At 46.3% G+C, this 17,108-nt stretch carries 17 protein-coding genes; 9 read left to right on the plus strand and 8 right to left on the minus strand.

The features are described 5' to 3' along the window. Positions 1-42 precede the first annotated feature (42 nt). Complete coding sequence (locus tag H6G17_RS03270; RefSeq protein ID WP_192154102.1) at positions 43-1,146, plus strand: ABC transporter ATP-binding protein; 1,104 nt, start codon at positions 43-45, stop codon at positions 1,144-1,146. A 44-nt stretch (positions 1,147-1,190) separates the two neighbouring features. Here H6G17_RS03270 and H6G17_RS03275 read toward each other — a convergent pair whose 3' ends face one another. Both H6G17_RS03275 and H6G17_RS03280 read right to left on the minus strand, forming a co-directional pair. Further along, on the minus strand, positions 1,191-2,093 hold the full coding sequence (locus H6G17_RS03275; protein WP_192154104.1) for a S1 RNA-binding domain-containing protein: 903 nt from the start codon (positions 2,091-2,093) through the stop codon (positions 1,191-1,193). Positions 2,094-2,210: 117 nt separating this feature from the next. After that, entirely contained in the window at positions 2,211-2,951 is a 741-nt protein-coding gene (locus H6G17_RS03280; RefSeq protein ID WP_192154106.1) for a dienelactone hydrolase family protein, read from the minus strand. Between the two features lie 163 nt (positions 2,952-3,114). Between H6G17_RS03280 and H6G17_RS03285 the strand changes: the two genes are divergently transcribed. Together H6G17_RS03285 and H6G17_RS03290 are read left to right on the plus strand one after the other, a co-directional pair. Beyond that, positions 3,115-4,098, plus strand: coding sequence for a GntR family transcriptional regulator (locus H6G17_RS03285; protein ID WP_192154108.1), 984 nt, complete (start codon positions 3,115-3,117; stop codon positions 4,096-4,098). Between the two features lie 121 nt (positions 4,099-4,219). Next, positions 4,220-4,888 carry a nitroreductase family protein gene (locus tag H6G17_RS03290; protein WP_192154110.1) on the plus strand — a complete coding sequence of 223 codons (669 nt, stop codon included), beginning with the start codon at positions 4,220-4,222 and terminating at the stop codon, positions 4,886-4,888. Between the two features lie 88 nt (positions 4,889-4,976). On the opposite strand, the gene H6G17_RS03295 is transcribed toward H6G17_RS03290, so the two are convergent. The 5 genes from H6G17_RS03295 to H6G17_RS03315 all read right to left on the minus strand — a co-directional run bounded on the left by H6G17_RS03295 (position 4,977) and on the right by H6G17_RS03315 (position 9,974). Next, entirely contained in the window at positions 4,977-5,897 is a 921-nt protein-coding gene (locus H6G17_RS03295; protein WP_192154112.1) for an alpha/beta hydrolase, read from the minus strand. Between the two features lie 137 nt (positions 5,898-6,034). After that, positions 6,035-7,375: an ATP-dependent protease ATP-binding subunit ClpX gene (clpX, locus tag H6G17_RS03300; protein ID WP_192154114.1), complete on the minus strand. Its 1,341-nt coding sequence runs from the start codon at positions 7,373-7,375 to the stop codon at positions 6,035-6,037. Positions 7,376-7,385: 10 nt separating this feature from the next. Continuing rightward, entirely contained in the window at positions 7,386-8,084 is a 699-nt protein-coding gene (gene clpP / locus H6G17_RS03305; protein ID WP_192154116.1) for an ATP-dependent Clp endopeptidase proteolytic subunit ClpP, read from the minus strand. Positions 8,085-8,289: 205 nt separating this feature from the next. Then, complete coding sequence (gene tig, locus H6G17_RS03310) at positions 8,290-9,750, minus strand: trigger factor (protein ID WP_192154118.1); 1,461 nt, start codon at positions 9,748-9,750, stop codon at positions 8,290-8,292. A gap of 74 nt (positions 9,751-9,824) precedes the next feature. Then, the gene (locus H6G17_RS03315; protein WP_192154120.1) at positions 9,825-9,974 is read right to left on the minus strand and encodes a hypothetical protein; all 150 of its coding nucleotides are present in this window, start codon (positions 9,972-9,974) and stop codon (positions 9,825-9,827) included. Between the two features lie 420 nt (positions 9,975-10,394). Here H6G17_RS03315 and H6G17_RS03320 point away from each other — a divergent pair, with 420 nt between their 5' ends. The 3 genes from H6G17_RS03320 (at position 10,395) to H6G17_RS03330 (ending at position 14,365) form a co-directional block, all read left to right on the plus strand. Next, complete coding sequence (locus H6G17_RS03320; RefSeq protein ID WP_192154125.1) at positions 10,395-11,435, plus strand: aspartate-semialdehyde dehydrogenase; 1,041 nt, start codon at positions 10,395-10,397, stop codon at positions 11,433-11,435. Positions 11,436-11,523: 88 nt separating this feature from the next. Further along, complete coding sequence (gene dapA, locus H6G17_RS03325) at positions 11,524-12,408, plus strand: 4-hydroxy-tetrahydrodipicolinate synthase (RefSeq protein ID WP_192154127.1); 885 nt, start codon at positions 11,524-11,526, stop codon at positions 12,406-12,408. A gap of 187 nt (positions 12,409-12,595) precedes the next feature. Further along, positions 12,596-14,365, plus strand: a complete 1,770-nt coding sequence (locus H6G17_RS03330; RefSeq protein ID WP_192154129.1) for a ribonuclease J — start codon at positions 12,596-12,598, stop codon at positions 14,363-14,365. Between the two features lie 89 nt (positions 14,366-14,454). On the opposite strand, the gene H6G17_RS03335 is transcribed toward H6G17_RS03330, so the two are convergent. Next, positions 14,455-14,613 carry a hypothetical protein gene (locus tag H6G17_RS03335; protein WP_192154131.1) on the minus strand — a complete coding sequence of 53 codons (159 nt, stop codon included), beginning with the start codon at positions 14,611-14,613 and terminating at the stop codon, positions 14,455-14,457. Positions 14,614-15,193: 580 nt separating this feature from the next. Here H6G17_RS03335 and H6G17_RS03340 point away from each other — a divergent pair. The 3 genes from H6G17_RS03340 (at position 15,194) to rpmF (ending at position 17,100) form a co-directional block, all read left to right on the plus strand. After that, complete coding sequence (locus H6G17_RS03340) at positions 15,194-15,577, plus strand: Mo-dependent nitrogenase C-terminal domain-containing protein (protein ID WP_106167527.1); 384 nt, start codon at positions 15,194-15,196, stop codon at positions 15,575-15,577. Between the two features lie 215 nt (positions 15,578-15,792). Continuing rightward, positions 15,793-16,761 (plus strand): hypothetical protein, encoded by a 969-nt coding sequence (locus H6G17_RS03345; protein ID WP_192154133.1) that lies wholly within the window; start codon positions 15,793-15,795, stop codon positions 16,759-16,761. 159 nt (positions 16,762-16,920) lie between these two features. After that, positions 16,921-17,100, plus strand: a complete 180-nt coding sequence (gene rpmF, locus H6G17_RS03350) for a 50S ribosomal protein L32 (protein ID WP_015153860.1) — start codon at positions 16,921-16,923, stop codon at positions 17,098-17,100. The last annotated feature ends 8 nt before the right edge of the window (positions 17,101-17,108 follow it).

Below are 17,108 nucleotides of genomic sequence, written 5' to 3' on the forward strand. Positions count from 1 at the left end.
CAAAATTAAACACTCGCCACTACTCATTATTCACTTTTAACAATGGCTAAACTCGAACTCAGAAATTTAAATAAAACTTATGCTCCTAAAGTTGTCCCAGTTAAAGATGTGAGTTTGACTGTGGATGATGGAGAATTTTTGACGTTACTCGGTCCTAGTGGCTGTGGTAAGTCTACAGTGTTGCGGATGATTGCAGGGTTAGATGCCCCAACTCGCGGACGCATCTTTTTGGGTGGAGAAGATATCACTTCCAAACGACCAGGCGATCGCAATATGGCGATGGTGTTTCAAAGCTATGCTCTCTACCCGCACATGACAGTGAGCGAAAACCTCGCTTCTGGACTGAAGCTGAAAAAAGTTTCTCGCGCCGACATTGAACAACGGGTAGCGGAAGTTAGCAGACTATTGGGACTGGATGAGTTAATGAACCGCAAACCAGGACAGCTATCTGGCGGACAAAGACAACGGGTCGCTGTCGGTCGGGCGCTGGTACGTCAAGCTCAGGTATTCTTGTTAGACGAACCCCTAAGTAACCTTGATGCGTTATTGCGGGAACGAGTCCGCGCCGATCTCAAGCGCATATTCGCCGCCCAAAAAGCCCCTGTAGTCTACGTCACCCACGACCAAACTGAAGCAATGACGCTTTCTACTAAGGTGGCTTTGCTCAATGATGGGTACTTACAGCAACTCGACTCGCCCGATCGGATTTACAATCATCCGGCAAATCGATTTGTAGCAGGATTTGTTGGCAGTCCGCAAATGAATTTGCTTACCCTACCCTGTAAAGGTAGATCGGCAATGCTGGGAGATTTCCAAATTCCCCTACCTGACTTGCCCACCGTACCACCAGAAATTATTTTGGGTATCCGTCCTGAAAACGTTGGCATTGCTCGACCTGGTGACACTAGCTTTGTCCGAGGACGAGTCAATGTTGTAGAAAACTTGGGAATGAACTTTTTGGTCAGTACACGGGTCGAAAGTCACAGCGCCCCAACGCAGATTGTGCGGGCGTTGCTACCCACAGACCGTCGTTGGAATGAAGAGGAAGAAATTGCTCTTACCCTACCACCGCAACACCTGCACTGGTTTGATGTTCAATCTGGAGATGCTTTAATTGGGCGGCAAATGGCAGGAGTTTATTCATAATTTGTAAATGTAGAGATGTTACATGTAACGTCTCTACATTTATGTTATTCTTCGTTAACTAATTTCCTCGCCTTATTCGCCCTTGCTTCGGCATTTGTCATCACTTCGTCCATTTTCTCTTGAATTTCCCCTGGATAGTTTTCTAAAACTTTTGTGGAAAGGGAAATTCTGCCTCTACCCTCATCCAAATCGATAATTACTGCTTTAATTTCCTGCCCAATTTTAAACAGGGCGGGTAGAGAAGCGGTATAGTTTTGGCTGACTTGCTTGATGTGGAGTAAACCACTGACTCCATTGAGATCGACAAACACACCAAAAGGCTGAATGCTGGAAATTTTACCCGTAGCGAGTTGACCGATCTCCAATTGGCTGAAGCTACTGGCGCGAGTCGCTAAGCGATTGGAAAGAACGAGTTTTTTATTGTCGTAATCGACTTCCAGAAAACTAGCTGTCAGGGTTTGACCCTTGAGCGATTCCATGTTTTCTTTTTCAACTAAATGCGATCGCGGAATAAAACCTCTCAAACCCAGCACGTCTACTGTCACGCCACCCTTATTTGCTCCTGTCACTCGTACCTGTACTGTCTGGCGATTCTCTTGCATCTGCTCGATGCGCTCCCAAATGTGCTGAATTTCTAACTGACGGCGCGACAAAGTGACCTGTCCATCTGCATCTTGATCGCGGATAATCAGAAACTCTAGTTCCTCTTGCAAAGGTAGTATGGTAGACAAATCCGTAACTTGTTGTAGGGAAGCTTGATCTGCTGGAAGAAAAGCAGCGGACTTACCACCAATATCGACATAAGCGCCGTTGCTGTCGTATTGAAAAACTTTACCGCGTACTGTTTGCCCTTTCTGGAACTGATAGTCATGTTGTTCCAGTGCTTTAGCAAAATCCTCCATCGAGAACGATGAGCTAGATACAGATGGGGTCGAATCAGATTTCATAGGAATACAAAAAGGGAGTCGAGAGTGGGAGGACAAGGGAGACAAGGGGGACAAGGGAGACAAGGGAGTAATTAAGATTTGTATTCTTCTGACTCCTGACTCCTGACTTCTGACTCCTCACAAAGTTTCAAACAGTTGTTTCACTTGCTCCCAGGCATCAGCTGTAGCTTCTGGATTATAGCTTGCGCGGCGATCGCAGAAGAAGCCGTGACCTGCTCCATGATAGCGAAAGATTTTATGAGATATGTGGTATTTCGTCAGCTCGGCTTCAATTTGGTTTATATGCTCGGTAGGGATGCTCCCATCCTCCAAGCCAAAAAAAGCATAAATTGTGCCGGAAATCTCGGATGTACGAGATAGGGTAGGAGAACCACCACCAGGAGTACGGTTAGGAATGCCAGCACCATAAAAAGCCGCAGTCGCTTTAATATCTGGTAAAGTGCCAGCTAGATAAGCAACGTGACCCCCAAAACAAAAGCCGATGCAACCAATTGCGTTTGGTTTGACTTGAGGTAAAGCTTTCAAGTAGTCGATCGCAGCTTGGATATCGCTTAACAGTTCTGACGCTTTGGTTTGCTCCCAAGCATATTTTCTACCCACTTCCAATTCTTCTGGAGTATAGCCAGTTTCAAAACCTGGTGCGAGGCGTTGAAATAACGCGGGAGCGATCGCCACATATCCTAGCTTGGCAATTCTTTCCGTAATATCCCGGATGTGGGAATTAACGCCAAATACTTCTTGTAACACCACAATTCCAGGATACGTCCCATCTATTGTTGGTGCTGCTAGGTATGTATCAATATCCAAACCGTCAACCGAAATTTTGACGTGATTTGTCTGAATTTCTTTATCTGTCATGATGGTATAAATTCAGTTAACAGGGAGTGGTATGTGGTGAGTGGTGCCTAGTACGTGGGCAAAATGCGGAATTCGGAATTAATGCGTGAATTTTGAATTTTGACTTGCTCCCTCAGCCTTCTTCCCCTGATTCTCGACTCCCGACTCCCGACTCCCTAAAAAAATGGTTCAATTCCACATTCAGCCAGATAGCGATATTCCTGCTTCTACTCAACTTTACAATCAAATTCTTTATGCGATCGCCTCTAGACAGTTTCCACCTGGACAGCGTTTACCCAGTACGAGAGCTTTAGCAATCCAGACTGGTTTGCATCGCAACACTATTAGTAAAGTTTATCGTCAACTGGAGGAAGATGGTTTAGTCGAAAGTTTGGCAGGTTCGGGCATCTACGTCCGCGCTCAAGCTCATAATAGCAGCCCCCGCTCGTCTTCCCCCGTGATAGAAAAGTATCCCGCAGCAGAAAAGATTGTCCGACGCAGTTTAGAGGAATTACTCAAGTTAGGCTGTTCGCTCAACGAAGCACGGGAAGTATTTATCGCTGAAATTGATTGGCGATTGCGTAGTAGCGCTCAAGTCTTGGTGACGGTTCCAAGTGATGATATCGGTGCAGGTAAGCTGATGATGGATGAATTGCAAAAAGCATTAGGTGTAAGTGTTCAGCTAGTTCCGATTGAGGAATTAGCAGCAATTCTAGAGCAAACACCTTCGGGTACGGTGGTGACGAGTCGCTATTTTATCGGCGTTGCAGAAGCGATCGCTTCACCCAAAGGAGTGCGCGTCATCCCTGTAGATGTCTACGATTACAGTCAAGAAATTCACACTTTGAAAAAATTACCAAAGGGTAACTGTGTAGGAATCGTCAGCCTCAGCTCTGGTTTGTTAAGAGCTGCTGAAGTAATTATTTATAGCCTGCGGGGAAGCGAACTACTAGTACGAACAGCCCAAACAGGAGATAGTTATAAGCTTAATGGCATTGTCAAAAGCGCCCACTTAATTATTAGCGATCGCGCCAGTTATGCTGCTGTTAGAGCCGCCGTTCAAGCTGCGAGAGAAAACATTATTCGTCCGCCCCAACTCGTTTGTTGCGAAAATTATATTGCCACTGACTCAATTGATTCTCTCAAACGAGAATTGGGGATCGATTAGAAGAGTTAATGGTTGTTGGTTGCTGGTAATGGGTAATAGGTCGCTGACAACTGATAACTGTTTAAACTTAAATCATTTATACTTAAAACATTAGATTAATACTCAGCATTTAGTAAACAAAATGACTGTAGACATTCATCCTTCCACTGGTTTGAAAGAAGCGATCGAGCAGCGCCGTGCGGCTAGAGCGTTTCGTTCCAATCCAATTCCCGAAGCAATTCTAGAAGCAATTTTTCAGATAGGATTACGCGCTCCCTCCGGCTTTAATCTCCAGCCTTGGCGGTTCATCATCGTGCAAGAACAACAAAATCGCGACAAACTCAAAGCCTGTGCCTCTAACCAGTGCCAAGTAGGGGAAGCTCCAGTTGTATTAATTTGTTGTGGCGATCGCGCCAGTGCTGAAATGGAAAATATTGAAGCTGTCATCGCCTTGGGTTCTGAAGCAGGGGCGATGAACGATGACTTGGCTAACTATATGCGATCGCAAATTCCGTCTTTCTTTGAAAATCACCCCAGTTTCGAGTCGATGGAAGCTTGGACGAACCGCCACACCATGCTAGCTGTCGCCCATCTGATGTTAGTTGCTAAAAGTTTTGGTGTTGATAGTTGCCCGATGGAAGGCTTTTCTACAGCACAAGTCAAGGAAGCCTTTCATATTCCACCCCATGTCGATGTTTGCTGTTTAGTCGCTCTCGGCTACGCCGCCGAACCTTTCAAACAATACGGCGGACGCTTCAAAAGCGATCGCGTTTGCTTCAGTGAAACTTACGGCGAACCAATTCAACTGTAAAGCTCAACTAGTAAGAAGCGTTTTCCTCGCCTCCTACAAATTAGCTTGTATTCCCTTTGCGCCTTTGCGTCTTTGCGTGACATTAAAATTAAATTGCCTTCACCCCAAACACCGGAAGCACCAAAAACTCCCGTACTCGCTGAAGGTAACTCTGAGGATCTTCCAGCATCGGAAAGTGAGCCGTATTGGGAATCATCACAAACTCCACGCGATCGCTCAATGCGGCTGCCTGCTTCCCCATCGCCGCCGGAATAATTTTGTCATACTCCCCAGAAATTAATAACGTCGGCACTTTCAGACGGGTAAACTCCTGCGGCATCACTTCTGCTGCTGTCTTGCTGACGGAAGTAAAAATCGTTCCCAAAGCTGCTTCGTAATCCGCTACCAAAAAATCTTCTAGAAAAGCTTGGCGTTCGGCAGCAGGAATCGAACGATGCAGAAACCGCGCCATAAACATGCGATCGACAAATGGTATTTTCTTCAACCACTGGGGACGAAACTTGACAACATAACCGCCAAACTTATGAAAGGCAGCAAAAGCCTTCTCGTCATATTCAAAGATCCCGCTACAAGTAAGAATCGCTTTTTCTACCCGTGCTGGATAGCGATTGAGAAAAAATGTTGCTACCGACGCTCCCATCGAATGAGCGTTAAGGTATACCCGATGTAATTCCATTCGATCTAGCAATCCTGCAAGATCTTCGGCGTACTCTTCTAGCTCGTAACTTAACTCAGCGATCGCCTCAGCTTGTGCTTGCGGTGACTCTGCCTCAGCTACATCAACGTTAGCAGCAGATAGGGCAGGTTTCCCGCGCGATCGCCCAAATCCCCGCATGTCATATAACAAGCAATCAAACTGTTCTGACAGTGCTTGTGCCGTACTACGCCAATAACGAGCTGAACCAGCCCAGCCATGCAGAAATACCATTACAGGCTTATCTTGTTTGGCTTCCGGTTTCCGAATCCACTCGTAGTAATGCTCAACGCCACGAACTGAAATATAAGCCATCTATTGTTTGTCCTTTGTCATTTGTCATTTATCATTTGTTAGTGGCTTGGGGCAAATGACAAATGACGTAGGGCGTAGACACCCGAAGGGTGGCTTCTCGAAGAATAGCCCTTCCCGTAGGGTATGACCAACGACCATCAAGCCGATTCCGGTTTGGGCAAGGAAGACGGATGCAGCAGCAGTTCGGCGGTAGAGCGTTTCTCTACCATTTCCCGCGTCACCGCACAACGAGTTAGATCTTTGCGCGATGGCAACTCGTACATCAACTCCAACATGAGTTCTTCTACAATTCCTCGCAGCGCCCGCGCCCCTGTCTTGCGACGATAGGCTTCTTGGGCGATCGCCCGCAGGGCTTCAGGTTTGAACTCTAGTTGAACGTTATCCATCTTCAGCAGTTTTTGATACTGCTTGACTAACGCGCTCTTCGGCTGAGTCAGAATTGCCACTAACGCTTCTTCATCCAATGGTTCGACCACAGCTACCATTGGCACGCGCCCGATAAATTCGGGAATCATGCCAAATTTTACCAGATCGTCTGGCTCTAAGTGGACGAGAATATCTGCCGTCCGCTTTTCTCGCGATAGCCCTTCCCCTGGCTGAATGAACCCTATTGACTTTTTACCAATTCTCTGCTCCACCACTTTTTCTAGACCGACAAAAGCCCCACCGCAGATAAATAGAATGTTGCTAGTATCGATTTGGATGCAGTCTTGATATGGGTGTTTTCGTCCCCCTTGGGGTGGAACGTTCGCCACCGTGCCTTCCAGCATTTTTAGCAGCGCTTGTTGTACGCCCTCTCCCGAAACGTCCCTGGTAATTGAGGGGTTTTCACTCTTGCGGGCAATTTTATCAATCTCATCAATGTAGATAATGCCTCTTTGAGCTTCTTCTACATCTAAATCGGCAACTTGCAATAATCTGAGCAAGATGTTTTCTACATCCTCGCCAACGTAACCCGCCTCTGTAAGCGTCGTGGCATCGGCAACCGCAAAGGGTACGTCAAGAATCTGCGCTAAAGTTTGCGCCAGTAGAGTTTTGCCGCAACCAGTCGGACCAATTAACAAAATATTAGATTTTTGTAACTCTACGATATCTTCTGCACCAGCTTTACCGCTACTATTTTTCGACTGTACTAAGCTCAGGCGCTTGTAGTGGTTGTAAACTGCTACCGATAAAACTTTTTTCGCCTCATCTTGACCGATAACGTGTTCGTCGAGATGTGCTTTAATCTCGCGGGGTTTGGGAATTTGGTTGAGCGAGATCCCCCCAGTTCGACTGCGCCGCTTTGGTGGTGGTTCTGGACGAGGCTGTTGGGGTGCAGCAGTAGTTGAGTCTAATAACTCCTCATCCAAAATTTCATTGCACAAATCTACACATTCATCGCAGATATAGACTCCCGGTCCGGCAATCAATTTCCGTACCTGCTCTTGCGATTTGCCGCAAAATGAACACTTTAAATGGGAGTCGTACTTAGACATAAGAAGCCTCTTACTTCACTGATGTGACTGCTTCGCCCGCTTTGGGGAGATTTTGCTTAGAGATCGTTTGGTCGATCAACCCGTAATCTTTTGCCTCTGCTGCCGACATGAAAAAGTCGCGTTCCGTATCGGCTTCGATTCTCTCCAATGGTTTACCTGTGTGGTAGGCGAGGATTTCATTTAATCGCCGCTTGTGGTAGAGGATCTCTTTGGCTTGGATTTCAATGTCAACTGCTTGTCCTTGAGCGCCACCGAGGGGTTGATGGATCATGATTCGCGCGCTGGGTAGAGACATCCGTTTTCCGGCTGCTCCGGCTGCGAGCAAAAACGCTCCCATACTAGCTGCTAATCCGAAACAAATAGTAGCAACATCAGAGCGAATCTGCTGCATTGTGTCATAAATCGCCATACCAGCCGTGACAGAGCCGCCTGGAGAATTAATGTAAAGATGGATGTCTTTTTCTGGGTCTTCAGCTTCTAAGAATAACAACTGAGCCACGATCGAATCAGCAACAGCATCATCGACTGGAGTGCCCAAAAAAACAATCCGCTCTCTGAGCAATCTAGAGTAAATATCAAAGGCACGTTCTCCCATGCCTGATTGCTCTACCACCATTGGCACGATGTTGCTAGGAACCATCATAGAGTTTAGCTCTAGATGTTTGTGGCTGCTAATGAGTGGATAGTATGAGGACTGAGATACAAGCATAGATAATTGTTCCAGAAGTAGAGCCAGATGCAGTGCATTTAACTGGCGCTGAAGGCGATCGCACTTTTCACCAGTGGCTTTGCTATCTGTTGACTATTATGCCTCATGAACTAGGGGTTAGGAGTTAGGGTCTAAAGGAAGAAAGAGAGACAAGGGAGATTTGGGGACAAGGAGGCAATGCTAGCCACTAGTCACCAGCCACCAGTCACTCACCCGACTCCCGATTCTCGGATCGTTCTACTTCAGTTGCTTCTACTGTTATAGTCGCTTCTGACGCTTCTGGCTGGGTCGATTCTTCTATAATTTCCGCATCATCATCCATTTCATCCTCTTCATCGTCCTGTAAAGAGCCTTCTGGTACGAGTTCGATCGCGGAATGTTCTTCTAACCAAGCAAAAATCTTGTCCGTTAGCAGTTCTTCTTGAACGACTTCTTTGAGCCTGTCTCGATCGATATCTTGACCGGAGTATTCAGCCATTAGCTCTTTGACCCGTGCTTCCACGGCAGCTGGCTCGACTTCAATTGATTCTTTTTTCGCGACTTCCTGTAAAGCTAGCGATCGCTCCAATCGATCGATCGCTTCTGGACGCGATCGCTGTCTTAGCTGCGGCACTGTATCTTTAGTAAACAGTTTCTTGACATCAATTCCTTGTTTTTGGAGCTGCATCGCCGTTTGCGTCAACACCGAATCGACTTCTTGCTCGATCATCGTCTCCGGTAAATCGGCTTCTAGATGCTCGATCAGATCGTCCAACAATGCCTGTTGCTTATTTGTCTTAGTTTTCTTTTCTGCTTCTTCGCGAAAACGAGTTTCTAGCGTCGAGCGCAGTTCTGCTAAAGTCTCAAATTCACTAATTTCTTGAGCAAAATCGTCATTCAGCTCCGGCAACTCTTTCTCTTTTAACTCTTTCACCGTTACCGTAAACTTTGCTGGCTTGCCTGCTATTTCTTGCTGAGGATATCCTTCGGGAAACTGCGCCGATATTTCCTTTGTTTCCCCTAGACTCATACCGACGATGCCATCTACAAAGCCTTCAATAAATCTTCCTGGTGATAGCTCTGTTTCAAAATCCGTGGCTGAGGCTCCTTCGATCTCCTGTGGTTCTTCGCCTTCTGCTTCCGGTACGAGATAGCCCTTGAAGTCTATAATGACTACATCTCCCATTTGCGCCGCCCGCCCTTCTACAGGAATTAAGGTAGCTCGTTCCTGACGATTTTCTTCTAAAACTTTTTCTACCCTTTCTGGGTCATATTTGACTTCCTCTGCCTTAACTTGTAAGCCACTGTACTGCTTCAGCTCAATTTCCGGCAGTACATCCACCGCAGCGGAGAATGTCAGGGGCTTTCCTGGCTCGAACGCACCAATCAAATCCTCAAAAGAGGAACGCAACTGAGGTTGACCGATCGCTTCTATTTCTGCTTGCTTAATGGCTTCCGTAATCCCACTTTGAATTAACTCTTCTAATGCTGCTGCCTTGATCCGCGTTGTCCCTAGCCGTTGCAATAAGATTTGGCGCGGCACTTTACCTTTACGGAACCCAGGAATGTTGGCGGCGCGGGTGAAGTTTTGAATTACCTGCTCGTAACTCTGTTGAGACTTGTCGGCGGGAATTTCTATTTCTAGACCAATTTGACTGGCGGGAAGCTTTTCCTGGGTGACTTTCATTTTGATAGAGGATATGTAACTGATTGTTTTTACCTGCTGAAGTACCACACTAGCACTAGTCCTACCCCGAGCGTCTAATGCCATAAATTAGCGGCTGTGACCGACATTGCTTGCCTTGAGTGAGGACGACTTCTAAAGCGTTTTAGCTTTTCTGTTTGCTTGGCTCTCGACTTGCTCGGACAAATAACTGCTTTGAGGTCTAGTTGCTCGACGTAACTAGTCATCTATAGACTATACTGCTGGAACACCTGTTATGAACTGAATGCATTCTCCTCAATTTTCTGATAATATGCCAGCTTATATGTGATGATAATTGTTAAAATCATTGGAACTTTTTGCGACCATCCGCCCCAAGCCACCAGCGATCGGCGAAAGCTGAAGGTCAACTGAATTGTTAAAATTACTTAAGTAGGGAGATAGAAAACGGCAGATAAGAGGCAGAATAGTGAATCCTTAAATCTATAGATAGAGTTTTTATCTTTTTCGTTCTAACAACACAATTATTAAGTTCATCATCATTGAATCCCGAACGCTAATGGTCGCGATCGTCAAGGCGAATTTGAATTTTTTAAAACTTTAAAGTATAACCCCAAACTTTTAAAAAAACTCGTTTCAGTTTATTGCAATATTAGGAGGCAGAAATTTTGAGCAAATCCTATTCAGTTGCCATCTTGGGGGCAACGGGAGCTGTTGGGACAGAATTACTAAGTTTACTAGAAGAACGCCACTTTCCTGTCGCCCAATTGCGGCTACTCGCATCGCCTCGTAGTGCTGGTACGATCGTGACATTTGCAGGAGAAAATATTCCGGTAGAGCCAGTAAGCGATCGCTCCTTCGACAACATAGATATTGTCCTAGCTTCAGCTGGTGGTTCCACTTCTAAGGCATATGCTACCAAAGCCGTAGCAGCAGGGGCTGTTTTTATCGACAACTCCAGCGCCTTTCGGATGCACCCAGACGTTCCCCTCGTCGTTCCAGAAGTGAATCCCCAAGCAGCAGCTACCCACAAAGGGATTATTGCCAATCCCAACTGCACCACCATTTTGATGAACGTTGCTGTTTATCCCCTCCATCAAGTCAGTCCAGTAAAACGGATCGTTGCCGCGACCTATCAATCAGCGAGCGGTGCTGGTGCTAGGGCAATGGAAGAAGTCAAAGCTCAAGCTCAAGCGATTTTAGCAGGCAACACCCCCATAACTGAGATCTTCCCCTACCCTCTGGCGTTTAATCTCTTCCCTCACAACACCCCGTTAAACGACCAAGGGTACTGTGAGGAAGAAATGAAAATGGTGAACGAAACCCGCAAGATTTTTGCCGAACCTCAGTTGCAAATTACGGCAACCTGCGTGCGGGTTCCCGTACTCAGAGCGCATTCAGAAGCGATTAATCTAGAATTCGAGCAGTCTTTAAGCGTTGCCGAAGCAAAGGAAATTTTGTCACAAGCTCCTGGCGTACGTGTAGTCGAAGACTTCGCTGCTAACTATTTTCCCATGCCCATTGATGCCTCCGGTCGCGATGAAGTACTCGTAGGTCGCATTCGCCAAGACATTTCCCATCCCCGAGGCTTAGAACTATGGCTGTGTGGCGACCAAATCCGTAAAGGTGCGGCATTAAATGCCGTGCAAATTGCAGAATTATTGGTAGCCAAAAACTTACTTCAGCCCTCCGAAGTAGCAGCAGTGTAGGCAGATTGAGTGCAAGCAGATTTTTTACAGTTCTTACAGCTGAGCGCTTTGGCAAAGAATGCCGACAGCTAAAAATTAGGAGTCAAGCGTGGTAGATTTTGGCAGAGTAGTGACCGCAATGGTCACGCCATTTCAAGCAGACGGTAGCGTAAATTATGCAGTAGCAGAACAACTAGCAGCGCATTTGGTGGCACAAGGAAGTGACGCTTTGGTTGTTTGTGGTACGACAGGAGAGTCTCCCACTTTGAGTTGGGACGAGGAGTACCAGCTATTCCAAGTCGTGATTAAAGCTGTTGCAGGTAAGGCGCTAGTCATTGCGGGAACGGGTTCTAATTCTACTCAAGAAGCGATCGCGGCTACCCAAAAAGCAGCTAAAATAGGAGTACATGGTTCTTTACAAGTAGTCCCATACTATAATAAGCCTCCACAAGCAGGGTTATTTAGCCATTTTCAGGCGATCGCACAAGCATGTCCCGATCTGCCAGTGGTGTTATATAACATTCCCGGTCGCACGGGTCAAAATCTCTTGCCGCAAACAGTGGCGCGGTTGTCAGCAATAGATAACATTGTCGGAATTAAAGAAGCGACGGGTAGCCTCGACCAAGCTAGTGAAATTAGTCGCATGACACCGCCAGAATTTAAAATCTACTCTGGTGACGATTCCCTCGCATTACCTTTACTGGCAATCGGTGGTTATGGTGTCATTAGCGTGGCAAGTCATTTAGTTGGCAAGCAGCTACAACAAATGATTCAAGCCTTTGCCACAGGACAAGTTCAAACGGCAACTCAAATTCACCTCCAACTACTCCCTCTATTCAAAAGTCTGTTCCTGTCAACAAATCCCATTCCCGTAAAAGCAGCCCTCAGACTTCAAGGCTGGGATGTAGGTTCAACTCGTCTACCGTTAGAAGACGACCAAAATGGATTAGCACAGAAACTCAAGCCAGTACTAGCAGAGTTAAACCTGATATAGGTATAGAGCTTTCAGACAACTGAATAATTCGTGCAAGATACTTCCAAGTCGTTATCGCGATCGCTCGGATTGAAAATAATTGCCCCTATTGACAACTCTTATCTATCGCAAAACCACCTGACTTTGTTTTATCTAACTCAAACAACAAACGTGAATCTAAAAAAACAACTGTAAATGAAGGATACCAATGAGTAACAACGGAACGACAGCCGCCGTCAAAATTATTCCCCTTGGCGGTTTACACGAAATTGGCAAAAACACTTGCGTTTTTGAATACAACGATGAAATTTTCCTCCTTGATGCAGGGTTGGCATTTCCCACCGACGAAATGCATGGGGTAAACATCGTTTTGCCAGATGTCAGCTACCTACGTGAAAATCGGCATAAGATTAAGGGCATGATCGTCACCCACGGTCATGAAGATCATATTGGTGGCATCGCCTTTCATTTAAAGCAATTTGATATTCCGGTAATTTACGGTCCCCGCTTGGCGATGGCAATGCTAGAGGGGAAACTAGAAGAAGCAGGAGTCCGCGATCGCACGGAGTTAAGATCGGTACGTCCCCGCGAACTCGTCCGTATTGGTTCCTCTTTTATTGTTGAATTTATCCGCAACACCCACTCAATCGCTGATAGCTTCACCGTCGCCATTCACACCCCCCTCGGCGTAATTATCCACACGGGGGATTTTAAATTCGACCATACTCCAGTTGATGGCGAACATTACGACATCCAACGACTGGCAGAACATGGAGAAAAAGGCGTATTGTGCCTAATCAGTGATTCTACTAATTCCGAAGTCCCAGGGCATACCCCTTCAGAACGATCGGTATACCCTAACTTAGATCGTATTTTCATGCAAGCTAAGGGCAGAGTCCTCGTCACTACCTTTGCTTCCTCCGTACACCGGATCAACATGATTCTGGAATTAGCACAAAAACACAATCGTGTCGTCTCAGTCGTCGGGCGATCGATGTTAAACGTCATTGCTCACGCTCGAAATTTAGGCTACATCAAATGTCCAGATAACCTGTTGCAGCCGCTACACGCCATTCGCCAACTTCCCGATGAAAATGTTTTGATTCTCACCACTGGTTCTCAAGGCGAACCGATGTCAGCCATGACAAGAATTTCTCGCGGCGCACATCCCCATCTCAAAATCCGCGAGGGAGATACGGTAGTATTTTCAGCGAACCCGATCCCAGGTAATACGATCGCCGTAGTCAACACGATCGATCGCTTGATGATGCAAGGTGCTAAAGTCATCTACGGTCGGGAACAGGGCATTCACGTTTCTGGACATGGTTGCCAAGAAGACCAAAAACTGATGATTGCCTTAACTCGTCCCAAGTTTTTCTTGCCCGTGCATGGCGAACATCGGATGCTAGTGAAGCACTCTCAAACAGCACAAAGCATAGGGATTCCGGCTGAGAATATGGTCATCATCCAAAATGGTGACGTAGTAGGACTATCAACAGAGGAAATTAAGGTAGTTGGGAAAGTGCCAGCGGGGATCGAACTGGTAGATACCTCTGGTTCTGGTATTGTCAGCGGTAAAGTCTTGCAAGAACGCCAGCAAATGGCAGCAGATGGCATCGTTACCATCGCCGTCGCGATCGATTGGAATGGGAAGTTAATGACCAAGCCAGACATTCACCTACGGGGCGTAGTCACCACGATTAACCGCGATTTGCTGCAAAAGTGGGTACAAGAACAGATCGAGCAAATATTAAGCGCTCGCTGGACGGATTTCGCTCGATCCTTTGACGGACAAGAAGTTGATATTGATTGGGCGGGATTGCAAGTACAGCTAGAAAAAGACTTACAACGGGCAATTCGGCGCGAGTTACAATGTCAACCCACTGTCACCCTACTCATGCCTATCCCTGAAGAACCTGTCAAGGCAGCTGACGGTAGAAGACGGCGACGCACTGCTGCTGCACCAGTCGCCTCGTGAATAGCGACCAGCAACCAGTAACCGGTTGTCAGTGACAGATAGGGTTTCTATCTAAATGGCTCAATACGTAAAATCCCTCCGATGCGCCTTCAAAAGGCGATGACGGGGGATTTTATGTTGTCAGCGATTGGTGTAGAAGTCTGATAGCGCTTTTCAATTGGATGCAATATACGTCTGGTAGGGGCGCACAGCTGTGCGCCCCTACCCATGTCATCCACACAATCGAGAATTGCTATGACATGTGACATCACTTATAGAGTGACTAACAACCATCAACTATCAACTATCAACTCTCCATCAACTATAAAGAAAATCTAACGAAATTAGCTTGACAAATCGTCAAACATCAGTAAACATACGGAAGCTGCTTTTAATTATTTCTTTATTATTTTAAAAACTTCCGTATTGTTGCTCATACATCACGTAGGAATTTTAGGCAGAATCAAAGCGATTCCTATTAGAGAGGTAGAACAAAAATTGTGTTTGAAACTACAAATAATAAATTTGTATTTTTGAATACGAAATTGATGTAGATGTGATTCGTGCATCGCTTGAATGTTTGTTCTACATGCACTTCCAGTCAAATTCGCTAAACTTCACTAAAGTTTTATATAGGTCAAATTTCAGAAAAATCTCTCTAGTAACCTACCAGTTCTGCCAAATCGTTAGTTAACGTGGGGTAGTGATAAATAGGTTCCTGAAATTGAGAGAAAATCATCTAGAAATTTTTAATTGATTTAGGAAACATTATTCCGGTAAAGATCGTTGAGACATTGTATGTGTTCTATAGCAAGCTCAAGTTGCTTCATACAGTACGAGGAGTGAATCATGAATGCTTCCCCATATACATCCCAAGACATTGCCCTAGCCAGTTGGATCTGGATCGACCAAACTCAACAATCTCCAGAAATACCCATTGCAGCTAGTCCGTTACAGCAACCCAAACAGCGCAAATTAGACTTGTTGTTACCTCTGCGCCGCTGGCTGGATAGCGTCGAAGTTCGCAATCCTCAGTTAGCACATCGTTTATGTCAACTTATTCCTTCCCAGTGTCCGTTTGAACGGGATGTCGTTCTATTCGGTCGCAAGCTGTTCCACATTCCACCAATGTGCAAGCTCAACCCGCTATACGAAGAAGTTGTAGGCTTGCGTTTCCGCGCCTTATGCTACCTAGCCGACGAATGTGGTGAAGACGTAACCCCTTACTGTTAACAGTTATCAGTGAAGAAAGCGAGCAGGGAGCAACTATCAAGTCACAAATCGCTCTTTCGCAAGTCGCCATGAAATTCACGCACCACGACTGATGTGACGATCGCTTGACATGGAGTTATACTGAGGCTGAGCTGCAACAACCTACAAAGAAGGAGATCGCGGCTATCGGCGCTCAATATTCAATATAACTACCAAATTAGAAGTGTTAAGCGACTATGGGGAGATACTTCTTTCACCAATGGTTAGATCTAGCAGCCAAAGCGACTAAAATTGCTGTTGTTTCATTCAGTTCCCTGGGGCTAGCAAGCAGTTTCTGGCTGGTAATAGAGTATCAAGTACCACAAATTGCCCGCACCCAAACAGTCAATGCTGACGTGACACTCGACCGTCGCCCCGACGAAACCTACGAAGCATTACGCAGTCGGGCTATAACAGCGGCTAGAACAGCAGCAACACAGAATTTAGCAATCAATCGACAAGCTACAGATATCACCGTTACGGTAGTTATCCGCGATCGCGGGCAAATTGCACCTATACTCTCGCTGACAGCAAATCGCACTGAAGGAATTGACCCCGATCCCCGGCAAGGAATTAAATATTTCGACCAAGCGCGATCGCTACTTCGATTTGACGACAATGACGTAGCAACAAACGATGCCAATAGCGCGCCTCGAAGATCGTTTCCGAATCCGACTCCCTCCTCATCGAGAACGCCAGCTAACTCGAATTCTAACAACACAAGAGGTAGTGGACAAGGAACGTTTTCCCAGCCAGGGCGCTTGATTCCACCTACATCGGAACAGCCTGCTAACACCACTCCCTTTAGTCAGCCAGGTACGACAAACTCAACCAATACACCTGACGGTCAAACACAACCAGGTACGGGCTTAGTCCCTCAATCGTTGCCAGACACAACTCCCAATTCCATAACCCCCAATTCATCAAACACGCCGACAAACCAACAAACCACATTTCCTGCTTCATCACCAGATACATCAACCAGTCCGTCTACAACAACTCCTGCTTCATCTTCTGACACGGGCATAACTCCAGCATCGCCTGCTACTCCTTCGGGACTCACACCAAGTCAACCCCTGACTCCATCAACCTCACCCGTACCAGGAACGAGTTCTACTCCCACAACTTCACCTTTTGGAACCACTACGCCGACAACACAACCTTGAGGTCAGTTGTCAGTTATCAGGGAGCAGAGAGCAGGGACGAGCTGGGAGCTGGGAGCAGAGGGGTAAAGGGAGCAACTACCAACTACCAATTACTCATTCCCACTCAATAAATATTTGGCTTACAATGGAAAGGTTGTGAAAAATTAAGTCTGTGTCGTCATGGCTGTTCCAAAGAAGAAAACGTCTAAGTCTAAAAGAGATAAGCGCCGAGCCACTTGGAGAGGAAAAGCTGCAATAGAAGCACAAAAAGCCCTGTCTTTAGGTAAGTCTATTCTCAGCGGACGCTCTAAGTTTGTCTATCCCAATCCTGAAGAAGAGGAAGAAGATACGGAATCATAGGTTGTGGT

The organism is Chroococcidiopsis sp. [FACHB-1243] (genome assembly GCF_014696895.1).
In the GTDB taxonomy this organism is placed as follows: domain Bacteria; phylum Cyanobacteriota; class Cyanobacteriia; order Cyanobacteriales; family Chroococcidiopsidaceae; genus Chroococcidiopsis.